The sequence below is a fragment of the Glutamicibacter sp. BW78 genome (assembly GCF_002332245.1).
Taxonomy (GTDB): Bacteria; Actinomycetota; Actinomycetes; order Actinomycetales; family Micrococcaceae; genus Arthrobacter_H; species Arthrobacter_H rhombi_A.
The window spans coordinates 56,426-82,184 of sequence record NZ_NRGU01000006.1 but is presented as its reverse complement, the minus strand read 5'-3'; the positions used below and the strand labels follow the sequence as shown (position 1 = coordinate 82,184).

The following is a 25,759-nucleotide window of genomic DNA, read 5'->3' as shown; positions in this document are numbered from 1 at the left end:
TCATGAGCACCACCGACGAAGCAAACGGCTCGACCCACACTCCGCTGGAGGACGTCGAGGAGGCACTCAAAGACGTGATTGACCCCGAACTCGGGGTGAATATCGTTGATCTGGGCTTGCTCTACGGACTCAAGTATGCCGACGACGGTGCGTTGCTGATTGACATGACGCTGACGTCCGCGGCCTGCCCGCTCACCGACATCATCGAGGAGCAGGTTGGCCAAGCGATGAGCAGCGTCGTTGACGAGCACCGCCTGACATGGGTCTGGATGCCGCCGTGGGGACCTGAGAAGATCACCGACGATGGACGAGACCAGATGCGAGCCCTCGGCTTCAACATCTAGTTTGTTCATTGGATCCGGTTGAAGGCCTCTGAGGAAGCCTTCGACAGGACGCCTCACCGATGCTCCCACCGCCTTGAGCGGTGGGAGCATCGGTGTTTAATCTGCCGCTGCCCTCGGGCTGTGAAGAGCAGGGTCTGGGCGCGGTTGATGGCGGGAGAGGGGCCACGCAAACCAGACGATAAGTCCTTCGATGACCATCCTGCATCGGTAGCCGGGAATCGGGCGGCCACCCCATACCCGACGGGAGGCCTTAGTTCGCCGTGTTGGCCTTCCGGAAAGCCTCGCCCATCTGTCGTACGGCACGTTCGAGCAGCGGCGTTGGCATGGCGAGGTTGAATCGAAGATGCCCAGCACCGTTGTCTCCAAAGGTGGCGCCGTCGGAGCAGGCCACTGCCGCCTTCTCGAGAAAGAACTCAGCGGGGTGGTCGCCAAGCTCCAGTTCCCGACAGTCCAGCCAGGCAAGGTAGGTACCTTCCGGGGCGCTGTAGCTGACCCCTGGGAGCTGCTCGGCGAGCAGTTCGGCCAGAAGACGTCTGTTTCGATCCAGGTACGTCATCACCTCATCGAGCCACGGCTTGCCTTCGCGGTACGCCGCTGTCGTCGCCAGGATGCCCAAATGCCCGACGCCGTGTTCGGCCATAAAGCTCACCGAGGACCAGGTTTCCTGATCTGCTGTATTGCTGAAGATGATCTGTGCACATTTGAGGCCCGACATGTTCCAGGCTTTGGTGGCAGACGTCAGGGTGATTGTATGGCCGGCGGCCGCCGCTGAAATAGATGCGTACGGTATGTGGCGACTACTCGAGAAGACCAGTGGGGCATGAATCTCGTCGGAACAGACTCGTACGCCGTGTTTTTCCACGATCTCGGCTAATTCCAGCATCTCGGAACGCGAATAAACCTTCCCGATCGGGTTATGCGGGTTGCAAAAGATCAGTAGGCCGCCGCCCGCGGCGAAGGCGGCGTCGATCCCCTCCAGGTCGAGCTTCCAGTTGTTGCCGTCGAAAGTCATCGGCACCTGGATGACTCGACGATTCAGACTGGCTGGAATTTTCAGGAAGGGCATGTGGGCGGGGGTCGGAAGGACGACCGCGGAGCCGGGGGCCGAGAAGTGGGTGATCGCGAGGACAATGCCGGCCAGTACATCCGATATGGGACGAATATCAGCAGCTGGGACGTTCCAGCCGTAGGCGCTTTCGAGCCAGTCCGAACAGGCCAGTGTCATATCCTCCACTGCGGTCACCGGAACGTATCCGAGCGCGGCGGTCCCTACCGGTTTTTGAAGCGCCGCCTGGACCTGTGGGGCCGTACCGAAGTCCATTTCGGCAATGAACGCCCCTATTGCCTCCGGGTACGTCGTCCACTTCCTACTGCCGGCTTGACGTAGTTTTGGCTCCGAGAGGCCATCGAAGTCGTCGGCATGGCTCATCTGGGTCCCTCGCTGAATCTTTAGAAAATAGGGGTAACTCTGGTTCCCAAGGTACACGTAAAAAGTACGTACATTTAGGCGTGGGGGAGGTGCTCGGCTTCTTCTGCTGCAGAGCCTTGCTCAAGAATCCCGCGAGCGGCCAGCACGTCCCCGGTCTGGTGGGCGAAGACGTCGGCCGAGATCACGACGGGCCCGGCCAGGACGATGGGATTCCGGCCCAAGCCCCGGGCACGGGCAGCAACGCAAACGTCGGTGATGCAGCCCAGGATCGCGGGGATACTAGGCAGCATGAGCCCGCCTGCCAATGCCGCGAGTTCGAGGTTGAGGCTCCCACCCGGCGTAGTGGGAGGCCCGGAGGGCCAGGAACCGCGTCCCCGGCGACGGCATAGGGCAGCACGCTGACAGAGCCTCGTGGACCGCCGAGGCAGAGTGCCTCGAGGCAGAGAGCCAGGGGCTGCAAGGTGCTGGGAACGCCCTGTGGCCCGAGGGGGATCGCAGGAATAAGGTTCAGGGTGGCCGCGCGGGCGACGAAAACGGAGATCAGACCCACGTCGCGGAGACCCCACCTGCTGCGGTCGGTGGACTGCCGCTGGGTGTCGAGCGAGGGATTAGTCATGAACGGCATGGTGCTTGATCACTGTTCAAGCCAGCCTTGAGGGGTGAGATGGCACTCGTGGGATGCTCTGGCCTTAGGTGGTCATCGTTCGCACGCGTACACTGGAAAGGTTGCGTGTCAGCGCATCACATTCCATTTGAGAGGTTCCCATTGATTTCCGTTGCCGACCTTGAGCTCCGCGCCGGTGCTCGACTCCTGATGGAGGGTGTCAACTTCCGCATCGATCAGGGAGATAAGATCGGCTTGGTCGGACGCAATGGCGCCGGCAAGACGACGATGACTCGCGTTCTGGCAGGCGAAGCGGAGCCCACCGGAGGGACCGTGGCGCGTAACGGATCCATTGGGTACCTCCCACAGGATCCCCGGACACCGAATATGGGCCAGCTGGCCCGGGACCGAATCCTTTCGGCTCGTGGCATGGATGAGATCGTGACCAAGCTGCGCAAATGCACCGATGAGATGGGCAGCGAAGACGAGGCTGTTCGGACCAAGGCGATGAACCGGTACGACCGGTTGGATGCAGAATTCATCTCGCGTGGTGGCTATGCCGCCGAAGCGGAAGCCTCGGCCATCTGTAATAACCTGGCCTTGCCCGAGCGACTCCTCGATCAGACACTGGACACTCTCTCCGGCGGTCAGCGCCGACGTGTTGAACTGGCCCGGATCCTCTATGCCGATGCCCAGACACTCTTGCTTGACGAACCCACCAACCACCTCGATGCGGATTCGGTGGCGTGGCTGCGGGAGTTCCTGCGTAATCACCAGGGTGGGCTGATGGTGATCTCCCACGACACCGACCTGCTCGAAGCGACCGTCAATAAGGTGATCCATCTTGACGCCAACCGCGCGACGATGGACCTCTACAACCTCGGGTGGAAGCGCTACCTCGAGCAGCGCGAAACCGACGAACGTTCCCGTAAGCGTGAACGCGCGAGCACGGAGAAGAAGGCCGGAGCATTGCTGGCCCAGGCGAATAAGATGAAGGCCAGGGCCTCCGGCGCCTCCGCCGCGCAGAGCATGCTCAAGCGCGTGGATCGCCTCATGGGTGGCCTGGAGGAAGCTCGTGCCCAGGAGAAGGTCGCCGCGTTGCGATTCCCGGAACCGGATCCTTGTGGCAAGACACCCATGATGGCCAAGAACCTGAGTAAGTCCTACGGGTCCCTGGAAATCTTCATGGACGTGGATTTGGCCATCGACCGCGGCTCCAAGGTAGTGATCTTGGGACTGAACGGTGCCGGCAAGACGACCCTGCTGCGTATGCTCGCCGGGGTCGCCGAACCCGATACCGGTGAAGTCATTCCCGGTCACGGACTCAAGGTCGGTTACTACGCCCAGGAGCATGACACGCTCGACGTCGAGCGCACCGTCCTGGAAAACATGCGCTCATCCGCACCGGATAAACTCGGCGACGCCGAAGTGCGCGGAATCCTTGGTTCCTTCATGTTCAGCGGCGACGACGTCAATAAGCCGGCCGGGGTCCTCTCCGGCGGCGAAAAGACGCGTCTCGCCCTAGCCACCATCGTTGCTTCCAGCGCCAACGTGCTGCTCCTCGACGAACCGACCAACAACCTGGACCCGGCCAGCCGCGCCGAGATCCTGAACGCGCTGAGCAACTACAGCGGCGCCGTGGTCATGGTCAGTCACGATGAAGGTGCTGTGGCCGCCCTGAATCCCGAACGTGTGGTCTTGTTGCCGGATGGCGACGAGGACCTGTGGAACGAAGGGTATCTGGACCTGGTCACCTTGGCCTGAGTTAGTCTGGCCTCAAGGTCTGCAAGCCCCGTCGGTGAATCCGGCGGGGCTGCTTCCTTTAAGCTCGGCCCGCTAGTGGTGAGCCTGGTCCTCGAACCGGTCGAGGTAGGCATCTTCGAGCTCTTCATCGGTGGGCTCATTGCCCTTCCTGCGGTGGGTACGTTGACGGGGCGCCCGGTAGGCGGAGTGAACGACGTCGGTACCGGCCGCGGCGGCTTCGGCCGCCTCCTGCGCATCCTCACGATTAAGCCGGGCCTGCTGACGAGCGGCGTAGCCCAGCCCGATGAAGGACAGCACTCCGAAGGCGAACCACTGCAAGGAATAGGACAGGTGGTTTCCCTCATCGATCGAGGGGCGTTCCAAGGCGGTGGGCGCCGTGGCCGGGGACGGCTTCTCGTCGGCGATCACTCCGTAGGCGCCAGTGGCGATCGGGTACCCGAGATCCTCTTCCAACGCGGGAAGTTCGATCGAGGCGACCTGCCCTTTCGGGGCCGAACGGCGGACCGCTGGCTCGCCGACCTTGAGCCGGGCAGTGATGTCCACCTGGCCCTTGGGCGGAGCAGGAATCACATCCGGCCTGCCGGCGGAGTCGTCCCCAATGGGCAACCATCCGCGATCGATGATCACCCGGGTTCCTTCATCGGTCTGGAACGGAACCAAGACCTCATAACCTGGCTGCCCATTGGTCGTGCGGTTACGCACGATGCGGGTGTCCTCGGGGAGGTAGCTGCCCTTCATGTCGACCGGGGTCCAGGCCCGATCCTCCGGAAGCGTGCTGAAGAACGGGCGCGCCTGCTGGAAGTCCAGTGCCGGGGCATCGTAGTTGGCTTTGACCAGGTCGTTGGCGGCGCGGGCCTCGTCGAGCCGGTTCATTTGCCATTTGCCCAAGCCCACGCAGGCCGCAGCGAAGATGCAGACCAGCAGCAGCCAGCCAAGCCAGCGTGTGCTGGCCAGGAATCTGTACACGGATTCAGCCCTCCTGGGCGTCGTCGGGGAGCGGTTGTGATTCCTTGAACAAACCGCGCTCCGTGAGGTAGGTGGTCAACCACTCACGGTGGTCGGTACATGCCAGCCAGATCTTCCGGCGCTCCGGGGTGTGAATGCGGGGGTTGTTCCAGAGCAGTTGCCACTGCGCCGGCAGCCGGCATCCCTTTCGCGAGCACTTCGGTACAGCGGGTCCCTCCACGCCGGAGAGTTGGTCAAAGATGCTCATCCATGCTCCCTTTCGTTGCCGGAGCGGCTGTGGTGGTTCCGGTGCGGGGGACCTTCTGGTGGCTCGTCCGCATCGGCTTCGGGGTCGTACCAGTGTCCGGACAGCAGGTCCGGTTCGTCCACATCGTCTGAGCCATCCGGCGTCTCCCGGCGGTCTTCGGCCGAGGGCCTCTGGGCATCGTCGTCGCCCACGGTGGCTGCCGGTGCCCCGTCCAGCATGGCGGGTTCGCCCGGGCCGCCCTCGTAGTAGTTCGTCTCGGTGCGTTTGGCCAAGTCCGCGCCACTGGCGTTGGCGACGACCACAGCGAAATACGGGAGGACGACCGCCAAAATCAACATGACCACTTGAATCCAGCCGTGGACGAAAAAGGCAGTAATGAAACAGGCCATGCGCACTGACATCGAAATTGTGTACTTGACGGTGCGGGAATGCCTGTCCGCCGAGCGCGACTCATCGGCGTCGGTGATCCGCTGCGGGTGGCCGGCGGGGACAGGCTGGTTCAAAGGGTGCGAATGCTGGCTCATGTCTCTTCCATGGTGTTCCCCTCCATTGTGTCACCGTCACGACGATCCGCCGAACCTTCCACGGCTAGAATGGTGCGGAATCGTTGACCCACCGACTTGGAGGACCCATGACCGAAACCGCCCAGCCCACTCCGCGCAGCGTACTGATCACCGGGGGCAACCGGGGGATTGGCCTGGCGATCGCCCGGGCATTCGAAGCGAACGGCGATCAGGTGGCCATCACCTACCGCAGCGGCGAGGTGCCCGAGGGGCTGCTGGGGGTCAAAGCCGATGTGACCGACACCGCGTCCATCGACGCCGCCTTCACCGAGGTCGAGCAGGCTCACGGCCCCGTCGAAGTTCTGGTCGCCAACGCCGGCATGACCAAGGACATGCTGTTGCTGCGGATGAACGAGGATGACTTCAGCTCGGTGATCGACACCAACCTCACCGGCGCTTTCCGCGTGATCAAACGCGCTTCCAAGGGCATGATCAAGAAGCGTCAGGGACGAGTGGTTTTGATCTCCTCCGTCGTGGGCCTGCTGGGTTCAGCCGGCCAAATCAATTACGCCGCGTCGAAGGCAGGCCTGGTGGGCATGGCCCGTTCCCTGACCCGTGAGCTGGGGTCCCGCGGTATCACCGCCAACGTGGTCGCTCCGGGGTTCGTGAACACCGATATGACGGCCGCGCTGCCTGAAAAGACGCAGAAGGAGTACCTCTCGGGGATTCCCGCGGCACGATTCGCGGAGCCCGCCGAAGTGGCAGGGGTCGTCCGTTGGCTGGCCAGCGACGAAGCCGCCTATATCTCAGGTGCCGTCATTCCCGTCGACGGAGGATTGGGTATGGGCCACTAAGGTCACCCAACGGTTCGTCTTTGGAGCATTCCCACAACGGTACGACGCCGGATGGGCTGGCAAGATGGAAGAAAGCGCCCGTGCACGCGGGCACCCCTTGCCGTAACCGCGCCATCCCGCGTGAACCCCAACTAGGAGAATTCATGTCAAAACTCAACGGAAAAACAGCCATAGTCACCGGGTCCTCCCGGGGAATCGGCGCTGAGGTGGCGAAGAACCTCGCAGCAGACGGTGCCTCCGTCGTGGTGAACTACCGGCAGAAGGCGCCGCGCGCCCAGAAGATCGTCCAGAGCATCATCGATGCCGGGGGCCAGGCCGTGGCCGTCGGCGCCGATCTGACGGCAGAAGGCGGCGCCCAGTCGCTGGTTGATGCAGCGCAGGAGAACTTTGGTTCGGTGGACGTGCTGGTACTGAACGCCTCGGGTGGCATGGAAGCCGATCTCGGTGAGGACTACGCACTGCGCCTGAACCGTGACGCCCAGGTCAACATGCTCAGCACCGCGGCCGCCGTCATGCCCGAAGGATCACGGGTGGTGTTCGTGACGAGCCACCAGGCCCATTTCATCGATCAGACGGCGACCCTGGACGCCTACGAGCCCGTGGCCCGTTCGAAGCGCGCCGGGGAATTGGCGTTGCGTGAGCAGATCCCCGCGCTGGACGCCCAGGGGATCTCGCTGGTGGTGATTTCCGGGGACATGATCGAAGGGACCGTCACCGCCACGCTGCTGGACCGCGCCCAGCCGGGGGCCATCGAGGAGCGTCGGCAGGCGGCCGGCAAACTGCTGACCGTCCAGGAATTCGGGGTCGAGGTGGCCGGGATGGCCACCGCAGACGTCCCGACCGGTCATACGCAATACGCCGGGGGAGCGGGACACTTCCTCGACTAATACCGGCTCGACCCCTCGCGTGTAGATCGCAAAAGGCGGCGGCACCACCTTTCACCAGGTGGTGCCGCCGCCTTCTGTCGCTTCGGGGGCTACGGCTTCTTGCCGCAGACGACCTTATTCCACGGCTGGTAGGTCCAGTGCAGGCTGTCCTTCAGGGTTTCAGCACCCGCAGTCCGGGTCCGGTGGACGTCAACGGAGAAGCCCTTTTGGCCGCCGGACTCCGAGACGCACTTCTCGGCGTCGTTATAAACGGTTTTCGGGTTGGTCCGGTCGTAGTGCTCGGAGGTCTTGGAGGTGACCTTGTACTTCTTCGTTCCCCAGAGGCGGGTGTTGACGTGGCTGTCGGTCACCCATGCCTGGATCATCACGGCGTGACCGGTGTTGTTCTTCCACGCCATGTCGATCTGACCCTCCCACAGGGTGGACTCACGGCCGGCCGGGTAGCGGTCGAACCAGCGGCTATGGGGGCGGTGGGTCACGTCTTCCATCCCACCGAGCCATCCGACGTTGAACAACTGGGTGGAGATCTGCGACAGGCCACCACCGATGGCTTCGGAAGAGAAACCGTTCTCCACCACGCCGGATTTGAAGTAGCCGTTGGCCTCCGTGATGGGTGCCAGGGCCTTGGTGAGCGAGAACGTGTCACCGGGCATGACCAAGACACCGTTGAGCTTTGAGGCGCCGGCACGCAGGTTCTTCGTCCTGACGGTGTCGTAGGTGGGGTACGGGGTGGAGAACTTGACGATCTCTTCCTTGACGCCCAGTTTCTTCGCCTTGGCCGTGGTCAGTTCCGGCTCGGTCACGGAGACGTTGATCTTCGCGGTCCGCGAATCGGACGTCGCGGCGGTGAGGATCTTCTGGTTCAGATCCTTGGTGTCGACGCCGTGGCCCTTGACCGCCGGAATGATCTTCGGCTTGCCGTCCTTCAGCACGATGCGGGCATCCTTCGCCGTGGAGGCCATCTTGGGGTTGGCCTTCAGGAGCCGGTCGGCAAGTTTCTTTTGATCCAGGGACATCGTGACGGCGCCGTCCGCGACCTTGAAGGAGGCCGCCTCAGCCAACTGGTTCGGCTTCAACGTGGCTTTCAAATCATCGGCGGCCACGGTGACGTTCCCGGCGACCAGGGGCTTGGCCTGTTCGTCACGGACCTTCTCGAAGGCCGAAGCTGGGGTCTTGGGGTCAACCGTCGAGGTGGGCACCTCGATGGGTTCGCTGGCGCCGAACCAGGAATTCTCGATGTTCTCCACCGCCTGATCCGCCTCGACCGTTTGGCCGGTCGTCGGCTTCTGGTAATCGACGGTGGCATCCTTGAAGGCGATCTCGCCTTCGCTAGCTTTTTTGTCGAGCTGCGGGCGAAGCTTTTCAACGGCTGCGTGCAGTTCGTCGTCATCCTGGGTCAGAACCGGTTCGATGGCGGCGCCACCGGTGAGCCGCTGGAAGAGGACCACCGGGTTCAGGGTGTACCCGGTCTTGCCCTGCAGGGTGGCATCGATGTCCAGCCCCAATCCGGACTGGTCGGGGGTCAGGGAGGTGGACTGCTCCCCGGCGGTGATCTTGATCGGGCCTGAAGCCAACGGGTCCAGTTTCTGGTGCAGACGTGCGGCAGCATCTGAACTGCTGAGACCGCCGATCTCTACCCCGTGAACCGTGGCTCCCTGGGGTATCTGGTCGTCAAGCAGCGAGGCCCCGCCTGCGTAGGCTGCAGCCACGATGATGACGGCACCCCCGCCCATCAGCCAGCCCTTTTTCTTCTTGCTCATGCCTTGCTTGTCCCGCATCATTACCCGCGAATGCTCCATGTTCATCGACGCGGTGCGCCCGTCGGAACGCGCACCACAGAAAATCCTAGCGCCGCGGACACGCGCTATAGTGCTGCACGTGCCCCCCGGGTCAGGTAGTTATGCAATCGTCATGATCAAATACCCGCCAGATGCCGGACGATGTCCAGGCGCGGCAGGTCAATGACGGCATCGGCGGCCGCTCGTAAGGCAGGCTTCGCGCCATAGGCGATTCCGAGTCCCGCGGCACGGACCATGTGCACGTCATTGGCACCGTCACCAGCTGCGATGGTGTGTTCGAGGGGGATGCCAGCCTCGGCGGCCCACGCCCTGAGGGATGACTCCTTGGCGGCTGCATCGACGACGGCTCCGTGGACGGTTCCGGTGAGCCGGCCCGCCGTGACGCCCAGATCGTTGGCCAAGGCGAAATCCAGGCCCAATTCCTCGGCCAGGGGCCGGAGGATCTGGAGGAAGCCGCCGGAGACGACGCCCACCAGGTGGCCGCCGGCATGGCAGGCTTCGATCAGTTCCCGGGCTCCAGGTGAAAGGACGACGGAGGCGCGCACCTGTTCGACGACCCCGGCATCCAGCCCAGCCAGGGTGGCGACCCGGGCGTGGAGGCTCTCGGCGAAGTCCAATTCCCCGCGCATGGCCGCCTCGGTGACAGCGGCGACTTCAGACTCACGTCCAGCATGGGCGGCCAGCAGTTCGATGACCTCTTGTTGGATCAACGTGGAATCGACATCCATCACCAGCAGTTTGCGGGGGGCCTCAAAGAGCGTGGCGGGCACCACGGCGTGCCAGGCAACGTCATCAACAAGCCGTTCCAGCAAGGCCTTCGTTTGTGCGCCGGGGGAATCTTCCGGCGTCCTCCGAGCCAGAGCCCTGCGTGTTCCTCGGTAACCGGGCCCCGAGAAGCCAGTGGAGGAAACCACCGTGAACCCGTGGGCCTCCAGCAGGGCCTCGAGCTGGGATGGGTCCAGTGCGTTGGCCTGCCGCCCGTCGGATGCCGCGCGGTTCTCCACGCTGTGGTCAGGGGAGGGGGCGAGGCGCTGATGCGAGATGAGGTACCTGCTGATCTTCATGGAACGATTCTTATCTGCTGGGACTCCTCAGCGCTACTTCGCGACGCGGTGAGGCGGCGCACCGGTAGCATTTGGCCGATCACCTAGGTATTGCCTTAGTGTTTTGATCATGAATGATGTGCTCTCCTTTACCGGTATCGACGTGGTCCGGGGTCAAAAGAACCTCTTGACGAGCATCGACTGGCAGGTGAAGGAGGACGAACGGTGGGTCGTTCTGGGTCCCAACGGGGCCGGGAAAACCACCCTGTTGCAGATCGCCGCCGCCCGGATGCACCCCACACGTGGTACCGCTGAGATTCTTGACGAAACCCTCGGACGCGTCGATGTCTTCGAACTGCGTCCACGGATCGGCCTGTCCTCGGGTGCGCTGGCCACCCATATCCCCGCCCACGAAACGGTGCTCAACGCCGTGGTTACCGCCTCCTACGGCACCACCGGCCGCTGGCGCGAACAGTATGAGCCCATGGACGAGCGCCGGGCCTTCTCCTTGCTGCACGACTGGGGCATGTCCACCCTGATCAACAGAAAATTCGGTTCCTTGTCCGACGGCGAACGCAAGCGCGTCCAGATTGCCCGGGCGCTGATGACCGACCCGGAGCTGTTGCTCCTGGACGAACCCGGCGCCGGACTGGACTTGGCAGGACGCGAAGATCTGGTGGCCCGCCTCTCGGAGCTCGCCGCCGACGAAGAGGCCCCGGCCATGGTCCTGGTCACCCACCACCTCGAAGAAATCCCTCCGGGCTTCACCCACGCGATGCTGCTCCACGAGGGCAAGATCGTCTCGGCCGGGCCCATCGCCACGACACTGACCGAAGCCAACCTCTCGGAGACTTTCGAGCTGGACCTGCGCTTGCGCGTTGACGAGGGCCGTTACACGGCCGTCGCCCGACACGGCGCCTAGGACCAACCCAGCGTATGGAATTTTGGAGAGAACTCCTCGTCCTTTTTGCCGGGCTCTGGGCGGGAACGATCAACACGATCGTCGGCTCCGGCTCGCTGGTGACGTTCCCGGTCCTGGTTGCCTTGGGCTTCGCCCCGGTCAACTCCATCATCTCCAACGCCATGGGACTGGTAGCCGGCGGCTTCTCCGGTGCCTGGGGGTACCGACAGGAAGCGCGCACCGTCCCCAAGACGATGCTGAAACTGGTTCCAGCCTCGCTTGTGGGCGGCATTCTGGGCGCTTTTCTGTTGCTGCACCTTCCCGAGACGGTCTTCGGCTACGTCGCCCCAGTGCTCATTGCGATCGCGATCCTGCTGGTGATCTTCCAGCCACGGTTGGCGCGGTGGGTGCGCGAACGACAAAGTGGCGACCCGCTGCGCCCGACCCACGTTGACGAGCAGAAACTCTCCCCGCTGGTCTACATCCTGGTGTTCCTCATCGGTGTCTACGGCGGCTACTTCACCGCAGCCCAGGGCATCCTGCTCATGGCCGTACTGGGAATCTTCTTCCACGGTTCCCTCCAGCAGTCCAACGCGATCAAGGTCATCCTCTCGCTGGTGGTGAACCTGGTCGCCGCCGTGTCCTATCTGCTCTTTGCCTTCGACCGGATCAACTGGCTGATCGTCCTGCTCATCGCCGGCGGTTCACTGGTCGGCGGATTCATCGGGGCCCGGGTCGGCCGGAAGCTCTCACCACTGCTGCTGCGATCCTTTATCGTGGTGCTCGGGCTCGTGGCCCTGGTGACCATGATCGGCAAGCTGGTCGCCTGATGCCGATCATTCGGCTCGAATCAGCGGCAGACCCCCGCGTCGCAGATTATGTGGCGCTCTCGGACGCGGCCCTGCGCCAACGCACCGATCCGGGGCGTGGACTCTATATCGCCGAAAGTTCCAAGGTCCTGCGTCGCGCCCTGACGGCCGGGCATGTGCCACGCTCCTTCTTCCTGGCCGATAAATGGCTTGAGGGGCTCTCCGATGTCCTCCAAGCCCATCCCGACGTCCCGGCCTTCGTTGGCGCCCCGGGGGTGCTGGAAGAAATCACCGGCTTCCACCTGCACCGTGGGGCGCTGGCCGCCATGAACCGGCCACAACCGGTTCCGGTGAGCGACGTCCTGGCCGGGGCACGCCGGGTGCTATTGCTCGAGGACATCGTGGATCACACCAACCTCGGGGCGATCTTCCGTTCGGCAGCTGCCTTGGGGGTGGACGCGGTACTGGTCTCCCCTCGCTGTGCCGATCCGTTGTATCGCCGGTCGATCCGGGTCAGCATGGGCGGGGTCTTCCAGATTCCGTGGGCCCGACTCGAGGATTGGGGCCACGGGTTGGAGGGGATACGCCGGGCAGGGTTCACCCTCGCCGCTCTGGAGGTCACCGAATCGTCGCGCCCCATCGATGAGGTAGCCGCAGAGAAGATTGACCGGTTGGCCCTGGTGCTGGGCACCGAAGGGGCCGGCGTTTCGCCCGAGACCCTCGCCGCCGTGGACCTGGCAGTGGTGATCCCCATGCGTGACGGTGTGGACTCACTGAATGTTGCTGCCGCCTCGACCGTTGCCATGTGGGAACTGCGCGCGCGATAGGCGCGGCGATTTTTCTCGACATCTGCCGGTGAGCTACAGTAAGTAGTCGGTTCCGTGTCGAACGGAACGGCTTTACCCGTATGGTTGCTGGCAAAATCCAGTGGCTCGAACAAAGGTTTTCCTCATGAAGTCCAACACCCACCCGAAGTACGAGGCAGTCGTGTTCAACGACCTCGCCTCCGGCGAAAAGGTCCTGACCCGCTCCACCCGTTCGTCGAACAAGACGATCGAGTGGGAAGACGGCAAGACGTACCCGGTGATCGACGTCGAAATCTCGGCAGCATCACACCCGTTCTACACGGGTAAGCAGCGCATCATGGACTCGGCCGGCCGCGTCGAGCGCTTCAACGCCCGCTTCAAGAACTTCGGCAAGAAGTAAGCGGACACTTCATGTGGCAAAAGGACCCTTCGGGGTCCTTTTGTCGTTAACGGTTCGATGGCTTCCCCGCATCTCCGGACCGTCGGGTGATCGGCAACGGGTGGAGGGGTCATTAGGATGGAATCATGCCAGTCGAAGATCTTCCCCAGCTAGATAGCACGCCCTATACCCATCACGGCGAATTCAAGGTCCACGGAGGAAAGCTCGTGGTCGCGGATCTGGAAGTCGCCGGAGAGGGAGCGGCAGCACGGATTGTTCGCGCCAACATCAACGGGGACTTCTTCCTTGAACCCGATGAGGCCCTCGATGACATCAACGCCGCCTTGGTGGGGATGGAAACCTCGGCCCCGCATGCGGTGATCAGTGGAGCCGTCGGCACGGCGGTGGGCCACGACGCCGTCATGTTCGGATTCGACCCGTCGGCCGTGGCCACCGCGGTCCGCAGGGCGCTGGGACTGGCCACCACCTGGGCCGATCACGACTGGGAGGTCATCGGACCACGCTCACTACCCATCGCCGTGAATGTCTCGCTTGACGAAGTGATGACCCGCGAAGTCATGGAGGGAACCCGGAAGCCGACCCTGCGGATCTGGGACTGGAACGAACCGGCAGTGGCGATCGGCAGTTTCCAGTCGGTCCGCAACGAGATCAACCCCGCAGGAGCTCAACGCCATGGAGTGACCGTGGTGCGACGCATCAGCGGTGGCGGGGCCATGTTCATGGAAGCCGGCAACTGTGTCACCTATTCGCTCTATCTTCCGGCCTCGTTGGTGGACGGCATGAGCTTCGCCGATTCCTACCCCTTCCTGGACGCCTGGGTGATGGACTCCTTGCAGCGGCTGGGGGTGGAGGCCTTCTATAAGCCGCTGAACGATATCGCGACCCCGCAGGGAAAAATCGGTGGTGCCGCACAAAAGCGTTTCGCCGGCGGTGCGATCCTGCATCACGTGACCATGAGCTACGATATCGACGCCGAAAAAATGACCGAGGTTCTGCGCATCGGCCAGGAGAAGATTTCAGATAAGGGCATCGCCAGCGCGAAGAAGCGGGTGGACCCGCTCAAACGTCAGGCCGGTATCCCGCGGCACGAGATCATCGAGACGATGATCTCCACGTTTATTCAGCGTTATGGCGCCACCCGGACCGAACTCGATGAGAACACCTTGGCCCGGGCCGAGCGCCTCGCGGATGAGAAGTTCCGCACCGACGAATGGTTGAACCGGGTCCCCTGACCCGTCGAGCGCCGGGGGTTGCCCCGGCGCTCGACGATTCTGGTCCTGATCAGGGCCGTGAAGCCATGACGGCCGCCTGCCCGCGCAGGGTGCGGACCAGCTGGTCACGCTGTTCGATGATGATCCGACGCAGTGCCCGTGGGGCCTGGGCGTTCTCGATCAGCCAGCTGTCCGCGTTGCGGACGACACGATGCTGCTCCGGTGTCTCGGTGCCCAGGTCTTGGTCCAGGGGGAAGAGGCCCTGGACGATCCGGGTGGCCAGACCAATACTCTTTTGCTCCCAAATATCGGCCAGGGCCGGCCAGTAGCGTGTGTAGTAGTCATCGATCAGTTCATGGCCACCGATGAGGAAACCATTGACCGTGGCGCTGAGGACATCGTTGGACAGGACCGCGCCCTCGGCGTCGGTCCCCGACAGGGCGGCGTCGAAGGCCGCCTGCTTGACCTGCGCCTCCGGACGGGCTGCCCAGGCCAGGGCCTGTCCCACGGTGGCGACCGCCGACGGGTTGGCTTGGCGTTCGGCTTCCAGCGTGGAGGTCGTGATCTGACCGCGGGCCGCTCCGGCCTGCAAAAGGGCCCAACGTAGTTGTTCGTCGACCCGGAGCCCTTCCACCGTGAGACTGCCCTCCAGCAGCCCGGCCACTACCTGGTCGAGCTCACCGGCACGGGCCAACTCGGCCAGTGCCCGGGCAAAGGCGAGTTGGGCATCGGAGCCCGGCTCGGCGGCGAGCAGGAAATCGTGCAAAGCCTGAGCCAGCTTCCGGTGCTCGGCATCCCTGATATGGGGCGGGCAATAGCGCTGCACCGCGGTTTCGGCCTGGCCGAGAATCATCGACAGGACCCCGACATCGCTGATCGTGGCCACGTGGCGCCGCACGGCAGCCAGGAAGACCGGCGCCGGGAGCAGACCGTCGCGGACCATGGACCACAGGGCTGCCCAGGCGGTCGCCCGGGCCAGCGGCTCGGTCAACGTTCCCAGGTGTTCGAGCAGGACCCCCAGGGTGGCCTCGTCGAATCTGACCTTGGCATAGGTCAGGTCCCCGTCATTCGGGAGCACGACGCCGGGGCGGGGCCGGCCGAGGAGTTCGGGCACCTCGGTGCTGGAACCGGTGACATCGAGTCTGAAGCCTCCGGTGCGCTGCAGGACGCCCTCACGCAGTTCGAAGGTTCCCACCCCCAGGGTGTGCGGGCGGATGGCGGGGGAGCCGGTGGTGGGATCCGCCCCGTCCTGGACAATGACCGCCGAGGTGACAACGCCGTCGTGCTCGGTCAGTTCGACCTGCAGCGAACCGACACCTGCGGTGCGCAGCCATGCTTCGGACCAGGCCCCCATATCCCGGCCCGATGCCTCCTCAAGGACGGCCAAGAAGTCCGCGAGCGTGGTGTTGCCGTATTCGTGGCGACGGAAGTAGGTGCGGGCGGCCGAGATGAAGGCGTCGCGTCCCACGTAGGCGTCCAGTTGCTTCAGAACCGAGGCCCCCTTGGCGTAGGTGATGCCATCGAAGTTCTGCCGGGCCGCTTCCAGATCGGGGATGTCCGCGACGATCGGGTGGGTGGTCGGCAGCTGGTCCTGGACGTAGGCCCAGGCCTTCCGCCGGTTCGCGAAGGTTACCCAGGCGGTGTTGAAATCGGTGGCTTCGGCCACGGCGAGGGTTCCGATGAAGTCGGCGAAGGATTCCTTCAGCCACAGGTCATCCCACCAGCGCATCGTCACCAGGTCCCCGAACCACATATGCGCCATCTCGTGCATGATCGTATTTGCGCGCCCCTCGTACTGGGCCTCGGTGGCCCGCGAGGTGAAGACGTAGTTCTCGGTGAAGGTCACCAGACCGGGGTTCTCCATGGCGCCGAGATTATATTCGGGGACGAAGGCCTGATCGTATTTGCCCCAGGGGTAGGGGTAGTCGAAGAGGTCGTGGAAGAAGTCCAGTCCCTGTCGTGTGGTGGTGAAAAGTGCGTCGGCGTCGAAGTTTCCGGCCAGTGAGGCGCGGCAGCTCAGACCCAAGGGCACGGTCAGCGTGCTGCCGTCCTCGAGACGCCGGGACCAGCTGTCGGTGACGTAGTGGTACGGCCCGGCGAGGATCGTGGTGATGTAGGTCGAGATGGGCAGCGTCGGGGCGAAGAGCGAGGTTGCCATCCCGTTGCCGTGTTCGCTGCGTTCGGCCACCGACTGGTTGGAGGCGACATGCCAGTGTGCGGGCGCCGTTACGGTGAAGGTGAAGGGGGCCTTGAGGTCGGGTTGTTCGAAGTTCGCAAAGACGCGACGGGCATCGGCCGGCTCGTACTGGGTGTACAGGTAGGTCTGGCCGTCCACCGGGTCAACGAACCGGTGCATGCCCTCTCCGGAGGTCGAGTAGAGGGCCGTGCCGTCGACCTCAACGAGGTTGTGGCCTTCCGTGGGGGTGAAGTGGATCCGGGAACCACGGACCGCCGTGGCGGGATCCAAGGACTTGCCGTTATGGACCACCGAGGCCACGCCACCATGGATGAAGTCCAGGAAGGTCTCTTCGCCGGCGACATGGGCGGTGAGCGCGATCCGCGTCCGGGATCGGTAGCCGGAGACCGCGGGATCCGGGGCGCCGGTCAGATCGAGATCGACTTCATAGGAGTCGACACAGAGGATCCGGGCGCGCTCGGCGGCCTCATCGCGGGACAGGTTCTGGTTTCTGGGCTGCTGATTCTCCACGGGGCCATTCAACCATGAAACAGGTGTTGAAGATCACCGTTGGGTCGTTCTTTCGCTGGTTACCAGGGGGAGGGGCGGTAGTCCTTGATGAAGCAGCCCCGCAGATCGGTGCCCTCCTCCCCGGCGACGATCGGATGGTAGACCCGGGCCGCCCCGTCGATCAGATCCAAGGGGGCGTGCCAGCCTCCGGCGGCGTGTCGGATCTTGGATTCGTGTGGGCGTTCGTCGGTGATCCAGCCGGTATCCACCGCCGTCATGAGGATGCCATCGGTCTCGAACAGTTCCTCTGCCGAGGTGCGGGTCAGCATGTTCAACGAGGCTTTCGCCATATTGGTATGAGGGTGTCCCGGCCCCTTATAGACCCGGGAGAACTGCCCCTCCATCGCCGAGACGTTCACGATGTACTTGCGTTTGAAGGAGGAGGCGGCCATTGCCGGACGCAACAGGCTCGCCAGCAGGAACGGGGCCGTGACATTGCACAGCTGGACCTCCAGCAGTTCCAGCGCCTCCACCTGACCCAGCGTGTGGGTCCAGCTGTTCACGCTGACCAAGTCCGGGACCAACCCTCCGGCATCGATGGCGGTTCCGGCGGCCACACGGTCCCAGGAGGCCGAGCCTGCGGTCATCGCCAATTCGGCCAGCCGCCCTGGAGCCAACGCCGCCGCCGATTCCACGGCCCCGGTGTCCAAGTCAAAGGCAGCTGCCAATGCCTGGGGGTGGGCTTGTGGTGCTTGTCCTGCGCCCCAGATCTCGGGGCCGCCTTGGGCATAGGTTAGCTCGGGGGCTAGCGGTTGTGCCTCGGATTCAATCAGGTGACGGTAGGCCTCGCCGGAACGACGAACCGTTTGTGCGGCATTATTGATCAGGATGTCCAGGGGGCCGGCGGCGATGAGCTGTTCCGTTAGCGAGACCACCTGCGAGGGATCACGGAGGTCGATCCCGACGATACGCAACCGGTGCAACCAGTCGGCACTGTCATCCAGTGCCGCGAAGCGTCGGGCCGCGTCGGCCGGGAAGCGGGTGGTGATGGTGGTGTGGGCGCCGTCGCGCAGGAGCCGCAAGGCGATATGCATGCCAATTTTGGCGCGCCCGCCGGTGAGTAGGGCTCGGCGTCCACTCAGGTCCACCCGGGCTTCGCGCCAATGCCTGCCCCCGGCGGCGCAATCGGGGCATAACAGATGGTGGAAGGCGTCAACCTTCGTGAAGGGCTGTTTGCAGACGTAGCATTTGCGCGGTTGCTGGTATTCCCCGGCGCTGGAGCCCGCCGAGCTGGTGGAAAGGTCCAGCCCTTCGGTTTCGTCATCCAGACGGTTGGCGGCTCCGGTGGCGGTGCGTTCCATGACTTTCCTGTCGGCCTCCACCACCGCTTGGCGGGCGTCGGTCCGGCGGGCGCGTTTGACCTCCTTGAACATCTTCGCGGTGGCGCGGCGCACGGCGATGAATTGTTCGTTGTCGTCGGGGAGTTCGTGGATGCGCTCGAGGACGCTCAGGCAGGCGGCCAGATCGTCGGCGGCGATGGGGAAGGAATGTTCAGTCATGACGGGAGAACTCTACCGCCCCCACGCCGCGTCCACCGAGTCGGTCTAGGCGTCGATCTGCTGGCCCTTGGACAAGACGGTCAATCCGGATTCGGTGACCAGGAATCCACGCGCCCGATCCACCTCATGGTCCACCCCGATACGGGCCCCGGCAGGGACCACCACGTTCTTGTCGATGATGGCGTGCTTCACCGTGGCTCCGGCGCCGATGACGACGTTGTCGAGCAGGACCGAATCGGTGACCTGGGCCCCGTGTTCGACCCGTGCGTCCGTGGAGATCACGGAGCGGGTGACCGTGCCTCCGGTGATCACCACCCCGGCGGCCAGCAGCGAGTCATGGGCTTCGCCGGGGGTTCCGTTCTTGGAGCGCACGAGTTTGGAGGGAGGTGAGCTGTGGTGGCGGGTGTGGATCGGCCACTCCTGGTTGTACAGATTGAACTGCGGGATCGGGGCGACGAGATCCATATGCGCTTCATAATAGGAATCCAATGTTCCCACGTCGCGCCAATAGCGTATGAGGGAGGCGTCCTCGCCCGGGACCGGATTGGCCGAGAAGTCATAGACCCCGCAATCCCCGCTTTCCACGAAGGCGGGGATGATGTCGGCACCCATATCGTGTTTGGTGTCATCCCGGACGTTATCCGACTCCAGCGCCTCCAGCAGGGCATCCGTCGAGAAGACGTAGTTGCCCATCGACGCCAGGAAGCTGCTCGGATCATCGGGGAGGCCAGGAGTCGAATCGGGTTTCTCGCGGAAGGCGGCGATCCTGCCGGGGGTCTGCGCATCGACCTCGATGACGCCGAACTGGTTCACCTGCTCCAGCGGCTGGCGCACGGCGGCCACGGTGGCGGAAACGCCGGCGGCGACATGGGCGTCGATCATTGCCGAGAAGTCCATCCGATACACGTGGTCGGCGCCGACGACGAGCACGTATTCGGGTTTGGCGTCGTGGATCAGGTTCAGGGACTGGTAGATCGCGTTCGCCGAGCCCAGGAACCAGTCCTTGCCCAGACGCTGCTGGGCCGGAACCGAAGCGACATAGTTGCCCAGTTGGGTGGACATGCGCCAGGTTTCGGAAACATGGCGGTCCAGGCTGTGCGATTTATATTGCGTGAGCACCACGACCCGCAGGTAGCCCGAGTTCACGACATTAGACAACGCGAAGTCGATCAGCCGATAGCTTCCCCCGAACGGCACCGCCGGTTTGGCGCGGTCGGCCGTCAACGGCATCAACCGCTTGCCTTCCCCACCAGCCAGAACCACGACGAGGACTTTTCTTTGGGGCATGCCGACTCCCTAGTGATCGTTCCCTCCCGGCGGAGGTGGCCGCCGGGCTGCACCTTCTGGGATCAGACTATGGCAGAAGTCACTTATGCGGCTACGTTGGTGCTGTGAGAGTAGACATTGTGACCAAGGAATTCCCGCCGGCCATCTATGGCGGGGCGGGTGTGCACGTCGCGGAGCTGGCTCGTGTGCTGGCCCCGCAGACGGAACTGCATGTCCATGCCTTCGGTGCCGAACGCCCGGGGGACTACCACGGGGCGCAGGTGGCCAGCTATGCCGAGCCAGAGGACCTGGCCACCGCGAATCCGGCCGTGGCGACGCTGGGGACCGATCTGCGCATCGTCCCTGCCCTGGCGGGAACGGACATCATCCATTCCCATACCTGGTACGCCAATTTCGCCGGCCACCTGGGATCAATGATGCACGGGGTCCCCCACGTCCTGAGCGCCCACTCCCTGGAGCCGCTGCGCCCGTGGAAGGCCGAACAACTCGGTGGCGGCTATGCGGTCAGCTCCTGGGCCGAATCCACGGCCTATCACGGGGCCGATGCCGTCATCGCGGTTTCCGCGGGAATGCGCCGCGATATCTTGAACGCCTACCCCGGAGTCGACCCGGAACGGGTGCACGTGGTGCATAACGGGGTCGACGTCGACGCCTGGCATCCGGCACCGGACCTGGAGGCCCTGCCGGGGCTTGGCATCGACCCCGAAAAACGCACCGTGGCCTTCGTCGGGCGGATCACCCGGCAGAAGGGGGTGCCCTATTTATTGCGGGCAGCAGCCCTGCTGCCACCGGACGTCCAGCTGGTGCTGTGTGCCGGTGCCGCCGACACCCCGGAATTGGCGGCCGAAGTGGCCGAGCTGATTGCCCGGCTCCGGGCTACCCGCGAAGCCGTCGTCGTGATCGAACGCATGCTCCCGCGTGACGAACTGATTCAGGTTCTCAGCCAAGCGACCGTGTTCGCCTGCCCGTCCATCTATGAGCCGTTGGGGATCGTGAACCTCGAAGCCATGGCCTGCGGCACAGCAGTGGTCGCCAGCGCCGTCGGCGGCATCCCCGAGGTGGTCGCCGATGGCGAGACCGGCCTGCTGGTTCCGCTGGAACAACTCGACGACGCTTCGGGCACCCCGGTGGACGTCGAAGGTTTCGTTGCGGATTTCGGCGCGGCGTTGAACCGTGCCTTGGAGGACCCGGTAGGCACCCAGGCCATGGGAGTGGCCGGGCGGCAGCGGGCCGCGGACCACTTCAGCTGGGACGCGATCGCCGTGCGGACCCTCGAGGTCTACCGCAACGCGATCGACGGGTACCGGCGCTAGGAACACCGGACAGAACGGTTCAGAAAACAGCGGACGACGGCGGTGCTCCCGGAACCCGGGAACACCGCCGTCGTCCGCTGCATCGGTAGGGGCTAGGCGCCGACCTTCTTGCCCTTCGTCGCCGCGGACTTCGCGGCCTTGCGCTTGGCCTTCTCAGCGGCCTTGCGCCGCGCGACCAGGACCTTTTCGTCGATGGGGGCATCGGCCATCGCCCGCTCCCGACGCAGGTACTCCGCCGCCTCGTCCTGACGTTCCGCCTCGATACCCGAGGAGATGTCGGCCCGCAGGTGTTCGGGGCCGTAGCCGAAGGCATCGACCAGATCCTGGGCGTGCGGACGCAGCCGGGCGAGCAGACGGTTGATGTACGGGCCCAACGTGCGGGCCCGCTGGTTGGACAGGCGTCCGTGCATCACGTACCAGGACAGGTCCTTCTCGATGAGCTGCAGGCCGTACAGGTCACGGACCCAGGTCATGATCTGGAGGGTGCCCTCGTCCTCGATTTTGCCGAGGGCCGTGGTGAAGGACTCCCAGAGCAGCAGTTCGGCGTGGGCGCGAGCGGCCTCGATGATCTCGTTCTGGTGCTCGTTGAATACCTTGGCGCCCTCGGCCTGAGGGAGCTTGGCGGCCCCGCGCATGGCATCGGCGACTTCGCCCACGGCAGTGCCGACCCGGTCGGTCAGCAGACCGCGCTGGGTTTCGGCGTCCTTGAGGAAATTCGCCGAGCGCTTTTCCGAACCGGTATCCGAGAAAGTCTGGGCCAGCTGGCGCAGCCCGGAACGGTTGATGGCCACGTTGCCTGCCTGACGGACCACATAGCGAGCCAGGACCCCGGCGTCGAGATGACGGAACTCCTGGGCGTAGTCGGTGAGCAGGCGCTTGGCGACCAGCTGCAGCAGCACCGTGTTATCGCCTTCAAAGGTCACATAGACATCGAGGTCTGCGTAAAGCGAGGTGAAGCGGTTCTTCGTCATGTAACCGGAACCGCCGGTGGCCTCGCGGCACTCCTGAACGATGTCGAGCGCGTTCCACGTGGAGGTCGGCTTCAACGCGGCAGCCAAGGTTTCCAGGTCCTGCCGGTCCTCGTCGGAATCCGCGGTGCCGGAGAACACGCCGTCGAACTTCTCCAATAGTTCCTCATGGGCGAAGGACATCGCGTAGGTGGTCGCGATCCTGGGGATGAGGCGACGCTGGTGGCGCTGGTAGTCCAGCAAGGTCTCCTCCTGCACGGTGGAGGTCGCGTTGAACTGGCGGCGCTGGTGGGCGTAGGTCGTGGCGATCTGCAGAGCCACCTTGGAAGCTGCCACCGCCGCACCGTCGAGGGAGACCCGCCCCTGGACCAGGGTGCCGAGCATCGTGAAGAACCGGCGGCCCGGGCTGGAAATGGGGGAGGTGTAGGTGCCGTCGACGGCGACATCGCCATAGCGGTTGAGCAGGTTGGTCCGTGGGATGCGCACCTGGGTGAAGTGCAGACGGCCGTTGTCGATGCCGTTGAGTCCACCCTTCAAGCCATCATCCTCACCACCGACACCGGGCAGGAAGCCGTTGTCATCACGGATGGGCACAAAGAAGGCGTGGACACCGTGCTTGACCCCGTTGGTGATCAGTTGGGCGAAGACCACTGCTGCGCGACCGTGCTTCGCGGCGTTACCCAAAAACTCCTTCCACGCGGCCCTGAACGGCGTGTGGATGACGAATTCTTCGGTGTCCGGGTCGTAGGTGGCGGTGGTGTTGATGCTGGCCACATCCGAACCGTGTCCGATCTCCGTCATCGCGAAGGCCCCGGGGATGTCCAGGTTCATGATCCCGGGAAGCCACTTCTCGTGGTGTTCCGTGCTGCCCAGGTGTTGGACCGCAGAGCCGAAGAGGCCCCACTGCACACCGGCCTTGATCTGCAGCGATGGGTCGGCGACCACGAGTTCCTCGAAGGCGGCGATGTTTCCGCCGTGGTTATTCGCCCCACCCATCGCCTCGGGGAAGGCGCGCTGGATGGCGCCTTCGTCCACGAGGATGGAGAGCTGGTTGAAGACGCGTTCGCGGTGCTCGTCCATGGACTGGCCCTCGATGCGCTGGAGATCCTCGCGGCCAGCGAGCCGGCGCGAAGTGCGGCGATCTTGCGCCCACTTGCCCAAAAGCTGCTCTCCGAGTGCGGCGACGTCGATGCGGGGTTCTGTCCGGCCGGAGCCTGCGGTGTTCTGCTGGGTCACGTCGTGTGCCTTTCCAATTCAATAGCTTCATTGCTGGGGTGTTGAGACTGTTCGGGGGCACCGGGTGGATGCCCAGTGATTCCGGAAACCAGCCAGGTGGTGATGGTCTCGGTCAATTCAAGTTCGTCGGGTTTGAGGGGGGAGGCGGCGGTTCGTAGCCAGGCTTCGCCGGCGGCTCTGACCATGCCGATCGAGGCCGTCGGCCACAATTCGAGCGCCGGGCTGGTGATTCCGGTGGTGCCGTGGCGGTCGTTGAGATAGGCGTGCATCCGGTCCTTCATCATGGAAGTGATTTCCGCAAAGAAATCATCCAAGGGTGCGTCGCCGGTCTTCTCCGGAACCGGGCGGAAGGGGTCCCTCGCGGTGTCGGTGACGAAGAAGTAGACGTTCGGGGAGGTCTGAGCCATCTGCAGGTAGGCCTTCACCATGGCCCGGAGGCCTGATTCCTCGGTGGTGGCTCGACGGGCGGCATCAACGACTTTGGCGCGCATCTGGCCGATGGCCATTTCGCCCATGGCCTGACGTAGACCGTCCTTATCGCGGAAGTACCGGTAGAAGACCGATTTCGAGGTTCCTGCTGCTGCGGCGAAGTCGTCCATCGAGGCGGAGGGGCCGATGCGGTGGATGACCGAACGGGCTGCTTTGACCAATTCGGTGCGCCGCGATTGACGGTGGGCATCCCAACGGGCGGAGCGCCCGTCGCCGGTGGCGCCCGGTCCGCTGGTTGCGGGGGGCTCTGAAGTGTTCACGATACCCAGCGTATCAGGTACGCTAGGTATCGGTAATCAACTTCACATCGTCAGGAGTCATTCCATGGCCGCACCGGCTTCCCCCGCCCAGTCCCCGCAGACCGGCACCACCGGTCTGCGTCCCGCCGTCGTGATCGGCGGCAACCGCATCCCCTTCGCCCGGTCCAACGGCAAATACTCCACGGCCTCGAACCAGGAGATGCTCACCGCCGCCCTGGACGGTCTGGTGGCTCGCTTCGGGCTGCAGGGTCAGCGCATCGGCGCTGTCGCCGGCGGCGCCGTCCTGAAGCACTCCAAGGATTTCAACCTGGTCCGTGAATCGGTTCTGGGCACTGCGCTCTCTCCGACAACGCCTGCCTACGACGTGCAGATGGCTTGTGCCACCGGCATGGAGGCCATCGGATCCTTGGCCAATAAAATCCGACTCGGACAGCTCGAATCAGGAATCGGCGGCGGAGTGGACACCACCTCCGATGCGCCGATCGCCGTCAGCGAGGGACTGCGTGCCGTCTTGCTGGAACTGACCCGGGCCCGCACTTTGCAGCAGCGTCTGACGGCCCTGTCGAAGTTCCGTCCCAAGGATCTTTCCCCCGCAGCGCCGGGTACCGGGGAGCCCCGCACCGGACTATCGATGGGCGACCATCAGGCGGTCACCACGGCTGCTTGGGGCATCACCCGCCAGGCCCAGGACGAACTCGCCCTGGCCAGCCACAAGAACATGGCGGCAGCCTACGACCGGCACTTCTTCGATGACCTCATCACCCCGTTCCGTGGCGTGACCCGGGATACGAACCTGCGTGCTGACAGCACCTTGGAGAAGCTGGGTAGCCTCAAGCCTGCCTTCGGCAAGAACCTGGGAGACCGGGCCACGATGACTGCAGCGAACTCCACCCCGCTGACCGATGGAGCTGCCGCCGTGCTGATTGGCTCGGAGGACTACGCCCGCGAACACGATTTGCCGATGCTGGCCAACTTTGTGGACTTCGAAGCGGGCGCCGTGGACTTCGTCAACGGCGAGGAAGGCCTGCTGATGGCCCCCGCCTACGCGGTACCCCGCCTGCTGGCCCGCAACGGCCTGACACTGCAAGACTTCGACTTCTACGAGATCCACGAGGCCTTCGCCGGTACGGTCCTGAGCACCCTCGCCGCCTGGGAGGATCCGGACTTCTGCCGGGAAAAGCTGGGCCTCGACGCCCCCCTGGGGTCGATTGACCGCAGCCGATTGAACGTCAACGGTTCCTCGCTGGCGGCCGGCCACCCGTTCGCCGCCACCGGCGGACGCATCGTGGCCACCCTGGCCAAGATGCTGCATGAGAAGGGTTCGGGCCGTGGCCTGATCTCCGTCTGCGCAGCCGGCGGTCAAGGCGTCGTCGCGATTTTGGAGGCACGCTAAT

Annotated in this window: 23 protein-coding genes; 11 read left to right on the top strand and 12 right to left on the bottom strand. The window is 64.1% G+C overall.

The genetic code is table 11. The annotated features are described in order from the left end of the window. Positions 1–2: 2 nt before the first annotated feature. Positions 3–344, top strand: coding sequence for a metal-sulfur cluster assembly factor (locus tag CIK75_RS00480; protein WP_087001026.1), 342 nt, complete (start codon positions 3–5; stop codon positions 342–344). Between the two features lie 250 nt (positions 345–594). Here CIK75_RS00480 and CIK75_RS00475 read toward each other — a convergent pair whose 3' ends face one another. Together CIK75_RS00475 and CIK75_RS00470 are read right to left on the bottom strand one after the other, a co-directional pair. After that, on the bottom strand, positions 595–1,773 hold the full coding sequence (locus tag CIK75_RS00475; protein ID WP_087001028.1) for an aminotransferase class I/II-fold pyridoxal phosphate-dependent enzyme: 1,179 nt from the start codon (positions 1,771–1,773) through the stop codon (positions 595–597). Positions 1,774–1,847: 74 nt separating this feature from the next. Further along, the gene (locus CIK75_RS00470; RefSeq protein ID WP_087001029.1) at positions 1,848–2,063 is read right to left on the bottom strand and encodes a hypothetical protein; all 216 of its coding nucleotides are present in this window, start codon (positions 2,061–2,063) and stop codon (positions 1,848–1,850) included. 476 nt (positions 2,064–2,539) lie between these two features. Between CIK75_RS00470 and CIK75_RS00465 the strand changes: the two genes are divergently transcribed. Beyond that, positions 2,540–4,141, top strand: a complete 1,602-nt coding sequence (locus tag CIK75_RS00465; protein WP_087001031.1) for an ABC-F family ATP-binding cassette domain-containing protein — start codon at positions 2,540–2,542, stop codon at positions 4,139–4,141. Positions 4,142–4,213: 72 nt separating this feature from the next. On the opposite strand, the gene CIK75_RS00460 is transcribed toward CIK75_RS00465, so the two are convergent. The 3 genes from CIK75_RS00460 to CIK75_RS00450 are packed head-to-tail and all read right to left on the bottom strand — an operon-like array spanning position 4,214 to position 5,878. Further along, the gene (locus CIK75_RS00460) at positions 4,214–5,107 is read right to left on the bottom strand and encodes an SURF1 family protein (RefSeq protein ID WP_087001033.1); all 894 of its coding nucleotides are present in this window, start codon (positions 5,105–5,107) and stop codon (positions 4,214–4,216) included. 4 nt (positions 5,108–5,111) lie between these two features. After that, positions 5,112–5,354, bottom strand: coding sequence for a hypothetical protein (locus CIK75_RS00455; RefSeq protein WP_087001035.1), 243 nt, complete (start codon positions 5,352–5,354; stop codon positions 5,112–5,114). After that, positions 5,351–5,878 carry a DUF3099 domain-containing protein gene (locus tag CIK75_RS00450; protein WP_087001037.1) on the bottom strand — a complete coding sequence of 176 codons (528 nt, stop codon included), beginning with the start codon at positions 5,876–5,878 and terminating at the stop codon, positions 5,351–5,353. Before CIK75_RS00450 ends, CIK75_RS00455 begins: the two co-directional genes overlap by 4 nt. Positions 5,879–5,985: 107 nt before the next feature. Between CIK75_RS00450 and CIK75_RS00445 the strand changes: the two genes are divergently transcribed. Then, positions 5,986–6,711 carry a beta-ketoacyl-ACP reductase gene (locus CIK75_RS00445; RefSeq protein WP_087001039.1) on the top strand — a complete coding sequence of 242 codons (726 nt, stop codon included), beginning with the start codon at positions 5,986–5,988 and terminating at the stop codon, positions 6,709–6,711. A 143-nt stretch (positions 6,712–6,854) separates the two neighbouring features. Continuing rightward, on the top strand, positions 6,855–7,598 hold the full coding sequence (locus CIK75_RS00440) for an SDR family oxidoreductase (protein WP_087001041.1): 744 nt from the start codon (positions 6,855–6,857) through the stop codon (positions 7,596–7,598). Positions 7,599–7,687: 89 nt separating this feature from the next. On the opposite strand, the gene CIK75_RS00435 is transcribed toward CIK75_RS00440, so the two are convergent. Both CIK75_RS00435 and serB read right to left on the bottom strand, forming a co-directional pair. Next, positions 7,688–9,358, bottom strand: coding sequence for a VanW family protein (locus tag CIK75_RS00435; RefSeq protein ID WP_241895166.1), 1,671 nt, complete (start codon positions 9,356–9,358; stop codon positions 7,688–7,690). A 155-nt stretch (positions 9,359–9,513) separates the two neighbouring features. After that, a complete protein-coding gene (serB, locus tag CIK75_RS00430) occupies positions 9,514–10,461 on the bottom strand; it encodes a phosphoserine phosphatase SerB (protein ID WP_087001045.1) in 948 nt (315 codons plus the stop codon). A 109-nt stretch (positions 10,462–10,570) separates the two neighbouring features. On the opposite strand from serB, the gene CIK75_RS00425 reads away from it, so the two are divergent. The 5 genes from CIK75_RS00425 (at position 10,571) to CIK75_RS00405 (ending at position 14,588) form a co-directional block, all read left to right on the top strand. Then, entirely contained in the window at positions 10,571–11,362 is a 792-nt protein-coding gene (locus tag CIK75_RS00425; protein WP_087001182.1) for an ABC transporter ATP-binding protein, read from the top strand. 14 nt (positions 11,363–11,376) lie between these two features. Further along, positions 11,377–12,171, top strand: coding sequence for a sulfite exporter TauE/SafE family protein (locus CIK75_RS00420; protein WP_087001046.1), 795 nt, complete (start codon positions 11,377–11,379; stop codon positions 12,169–12,171). Further along, positions 12,171–12,977 (top strand): RNA methyltransferase, encoded by an 807-nt coding sequence (locus tag CIK75_RS00415; protein ID WP_087001048.1) that lies wholly within the window; start codon positions 12,171–12,173, stop codon positions 12,975–12,977. Before CIK75_RS00420 ends, CIK75_RS00415 begins: the two co-directional genes overlap by 1 nt. 124 nt (positions 12,978–13,101) lie before the next feature. After that, entirely contained in the window at positions 13,102–13,356 is a 255-nt protein-coding gene (locus tag CIK75_RS00410; RefSeq protein WP_087001050.1) for a type B 50S ribosomal protein L31, read from the top strand. Positions 13,357–13,481: 125 nt separating this feature from the next. Further along, positions 13,482–14,588, top strand: a complete 1,107-nt coding sequence (locus tag CIK75_RS00405; protein WP_087001052.1) for a biotin/lipoate A/B protein ligase family protein — start codon at positions 13,482–13,484, stop codon at positions 14,586–14,588. 49 nt (positions 14,589–14,637) lie between these two features. Here CIK75_RS00405 and pepN read toward each other — a convergent pair whose 3' ends face one another. From pepN to glgC, 3 genes are read right to left on the bottom strand one after another with little or no spacing between them, the layout of a single operon-like run. Then, positions 14,638–17,274, bottom strand: a complete 2,637-nt coding sequence (gene pepN / locus CIK75_RS00400) for an aminopeptidase N (RefSeq protein ID WP_087001054.1) — start codon at positions 17,272–17,274, stop codon at positions 14,638–14,640. A gap of 59 nt (positions 17,275–17,333) precedes the next feature. After that, a complete protein-coding gene (locus CIK75_RS00395; protein ID WP_087001056.1) occupies positions 17,334–18,812 on the bottom strand; it encodes an SDR family oxidoreductase in 1,479 nt (492 codons plus the stop codon). Between the two features lie 45 nt (positions 18,813–18,857). Continuing rightward, entirely contained in the window at positions 18,858–20,099 is a 1,242-nt protein-coding gene (glgC, locus tag CIK75_RS00390) for a glucose-1-phosphate adenylyltransferase (protein WP_087001058.1), read from the bottom strand. Between the two features lie 104 nt (positions 20,100–20,203). Here glgC and glgA point away from each other — a divergent pair, with 104 nt between their 5' ends. After that, a complete protein-coding gene (gene glgA, locus CIK75_RS00385; RefSeq protein ID WP_087001060.1) occupies positions 20,204–21,412 on the top strand; it encodes a glycogen synthase in 1,209 nt (402 codons plus the stop codon). 92 nt (positions 21,413–21,504) lie between these two features. Here glgA and CIK75_RS00380 read toward each other — a convergent pair whose 3' ends face one another. Beyond that, on the bottom strand, positions 21,505–23,616 hold the full coding sequence (locus tag CIK75_RS00380) for an acyl-CoA dehydrogenase (protein ID WP_241895165.1): 2,112 nt from the start codon (positions 23,614–23,616) through the stop codon (positions 21,505–21,507). Beyond that, on the bottom strand, positions 23,613–24,365 hold the full coding sequence (locus CIK75_RS00375; RefSeq protein WP_087001064.1) for a TetR/AcrR family transcriptional regulator: 753 nt from the start codon (positions 24,363–24,365) through the stop codon (positions 23,613–23,615). The genes CIK75_RS00380 and CIK75_RS00375 overlap by 4 nt, the downstream gene beginning before the upstream one ends. Before the next feature lie 64 nt (positions 24,366–24,429). Here CIK75_RS00375 and CIK75_RS00370 point away from each other — a divergent pair, with 64 nt between their 5' ends. Beyond that, complete coding sequence (locus CIK75_RS00370; RefSeq protein ID WP_087001066.1) at positions 24,430–25,758, top strand: acetyl-CoA C-acetyltransferase; 1,329 nt, start codon at positions 24,430–24,432, stop codon at positions 25,756–25,758. Position 25,759: the final 1 nt, after the last annotated feature.

Bases quoted from the DNA above. Each gene is read 5' to 3' on its own strand.
- CIK75_RS00480 (WP_087001026.1), top strand. From the start codon at position 3: ATGAGCACCACCGACGAAGCAAACGGCTCGACCCACACTCCGCTGGAG.
- CIK75_RS00475 (WP_087001028.1), bottom strand. From the start codon at position 1,773: ATGAGCCATGCCGACGACTTCGATGGCCTCTCGGAGCCAAAACTACGT.
- CIK75_RS00470 (WP_087001029.1), bottom strand. From the start codon at position 2,063: ATGCTGCCTAGTATCCCCGCGATCCTGGGCTGCATCACCGACGTTTGC.
- CIK75_RS00455 (WP_087001035.1), bottom strand. From the start codon at position 5,354: ATGAGCATCTTTGACCAACTCTCCGGCGTGGAGGGACCCGCTGTACCG.
- CIK75_RS00450 (WP_087001037.1), bottom strand. From the start codon at position 5,878: ATGAGCCAGCATTCGCACCCTTTGAACCAGCCTGTCCCCGCCGGCCAC.
- CIK75_RS00445 (WP_087001039.1), top strand. From the start codon at position 5,986: ATGACCGAAACCGCCCAGCCCACTCCGCGCAGCGTACTGATCACCGGG.
- CIK75_RS00440 (WP_087001041.1), top strand. From the start codon at position 6,855: ATGTCAAAACTCAACGGAAAAACAGCCATAGTCACCGGGTCCTCCCGG.
- CIK75_RS00435 (WP_241895166.1), bottom strand. From the start codon at position 9,358: ATGAGCAAGAAGAAAAAGGGCTGGCTGATGGGCGGGGGTGCCGTCATC.
- serB (WP_087001045.1), bottom strand. From the start codon at position 10,461: ATGAAGATCAGCAGGTACCTCATCTCGCATCAGCGCCTCGCCCCCTCC.
- CIK75_RS00425 (WP_087001182.1), top strand. From the start codon at position 10,571: ATGAATGATGTGCTCTCCTTTACCGGTATCGACGTGGTCCGGGGTCAA.
- CIK75_RS00420 (WP_087001046.1), top strand. From the start codon at position 11,377: ATGGAATTTTGGAGAGAACTCCTCGTCCTTTTTGCCGGGCTCTGGGCG.
- CIK75_RS00415 (WP_087001048.1), top strand. From the start codon at position 12,171: ATGCCGATCATTCGGCTCGAATCAGCGGCAGACCCCCGCGTCGCAGAT.
- CIK75_RS00410 (WP_087001050.1), top strand. From the start codon at position 13,102: ATGAAGTCCAACACCCACCCGAAGTACGAGGCAGTCGTGTTCAACGAC.
- CIK75_RS00405 (WP_087001052.1), top strand. From the start codon at position 13,482: ATGCCAGTCGAAGATCTTCCCCAGCTAGATAGCACGCCCTATACCCAT.
- CIK75_RS00395 (WP_087001056.1), bottom strand. From the start codon at position 18,812: ATGACTGAACATTCCTTCCCCATCGCCGCCGACGATCTGGCCGCCTGC.
- glgC (WP_087001058.1), bottom strand. From the start codon at position 20,099: ATGCCCCAAAGAAAAGTCCTCGTCGTGGTTCTGGCTGGTGGGGAAGGC.
- CIK75_RS00370 (WP_087001066.1), top strand. From the start codon at position 24,430: ATGGCCGCACCGGCTTCCCCCGCCCAGTCCCCGCAGACCGGCACCACC.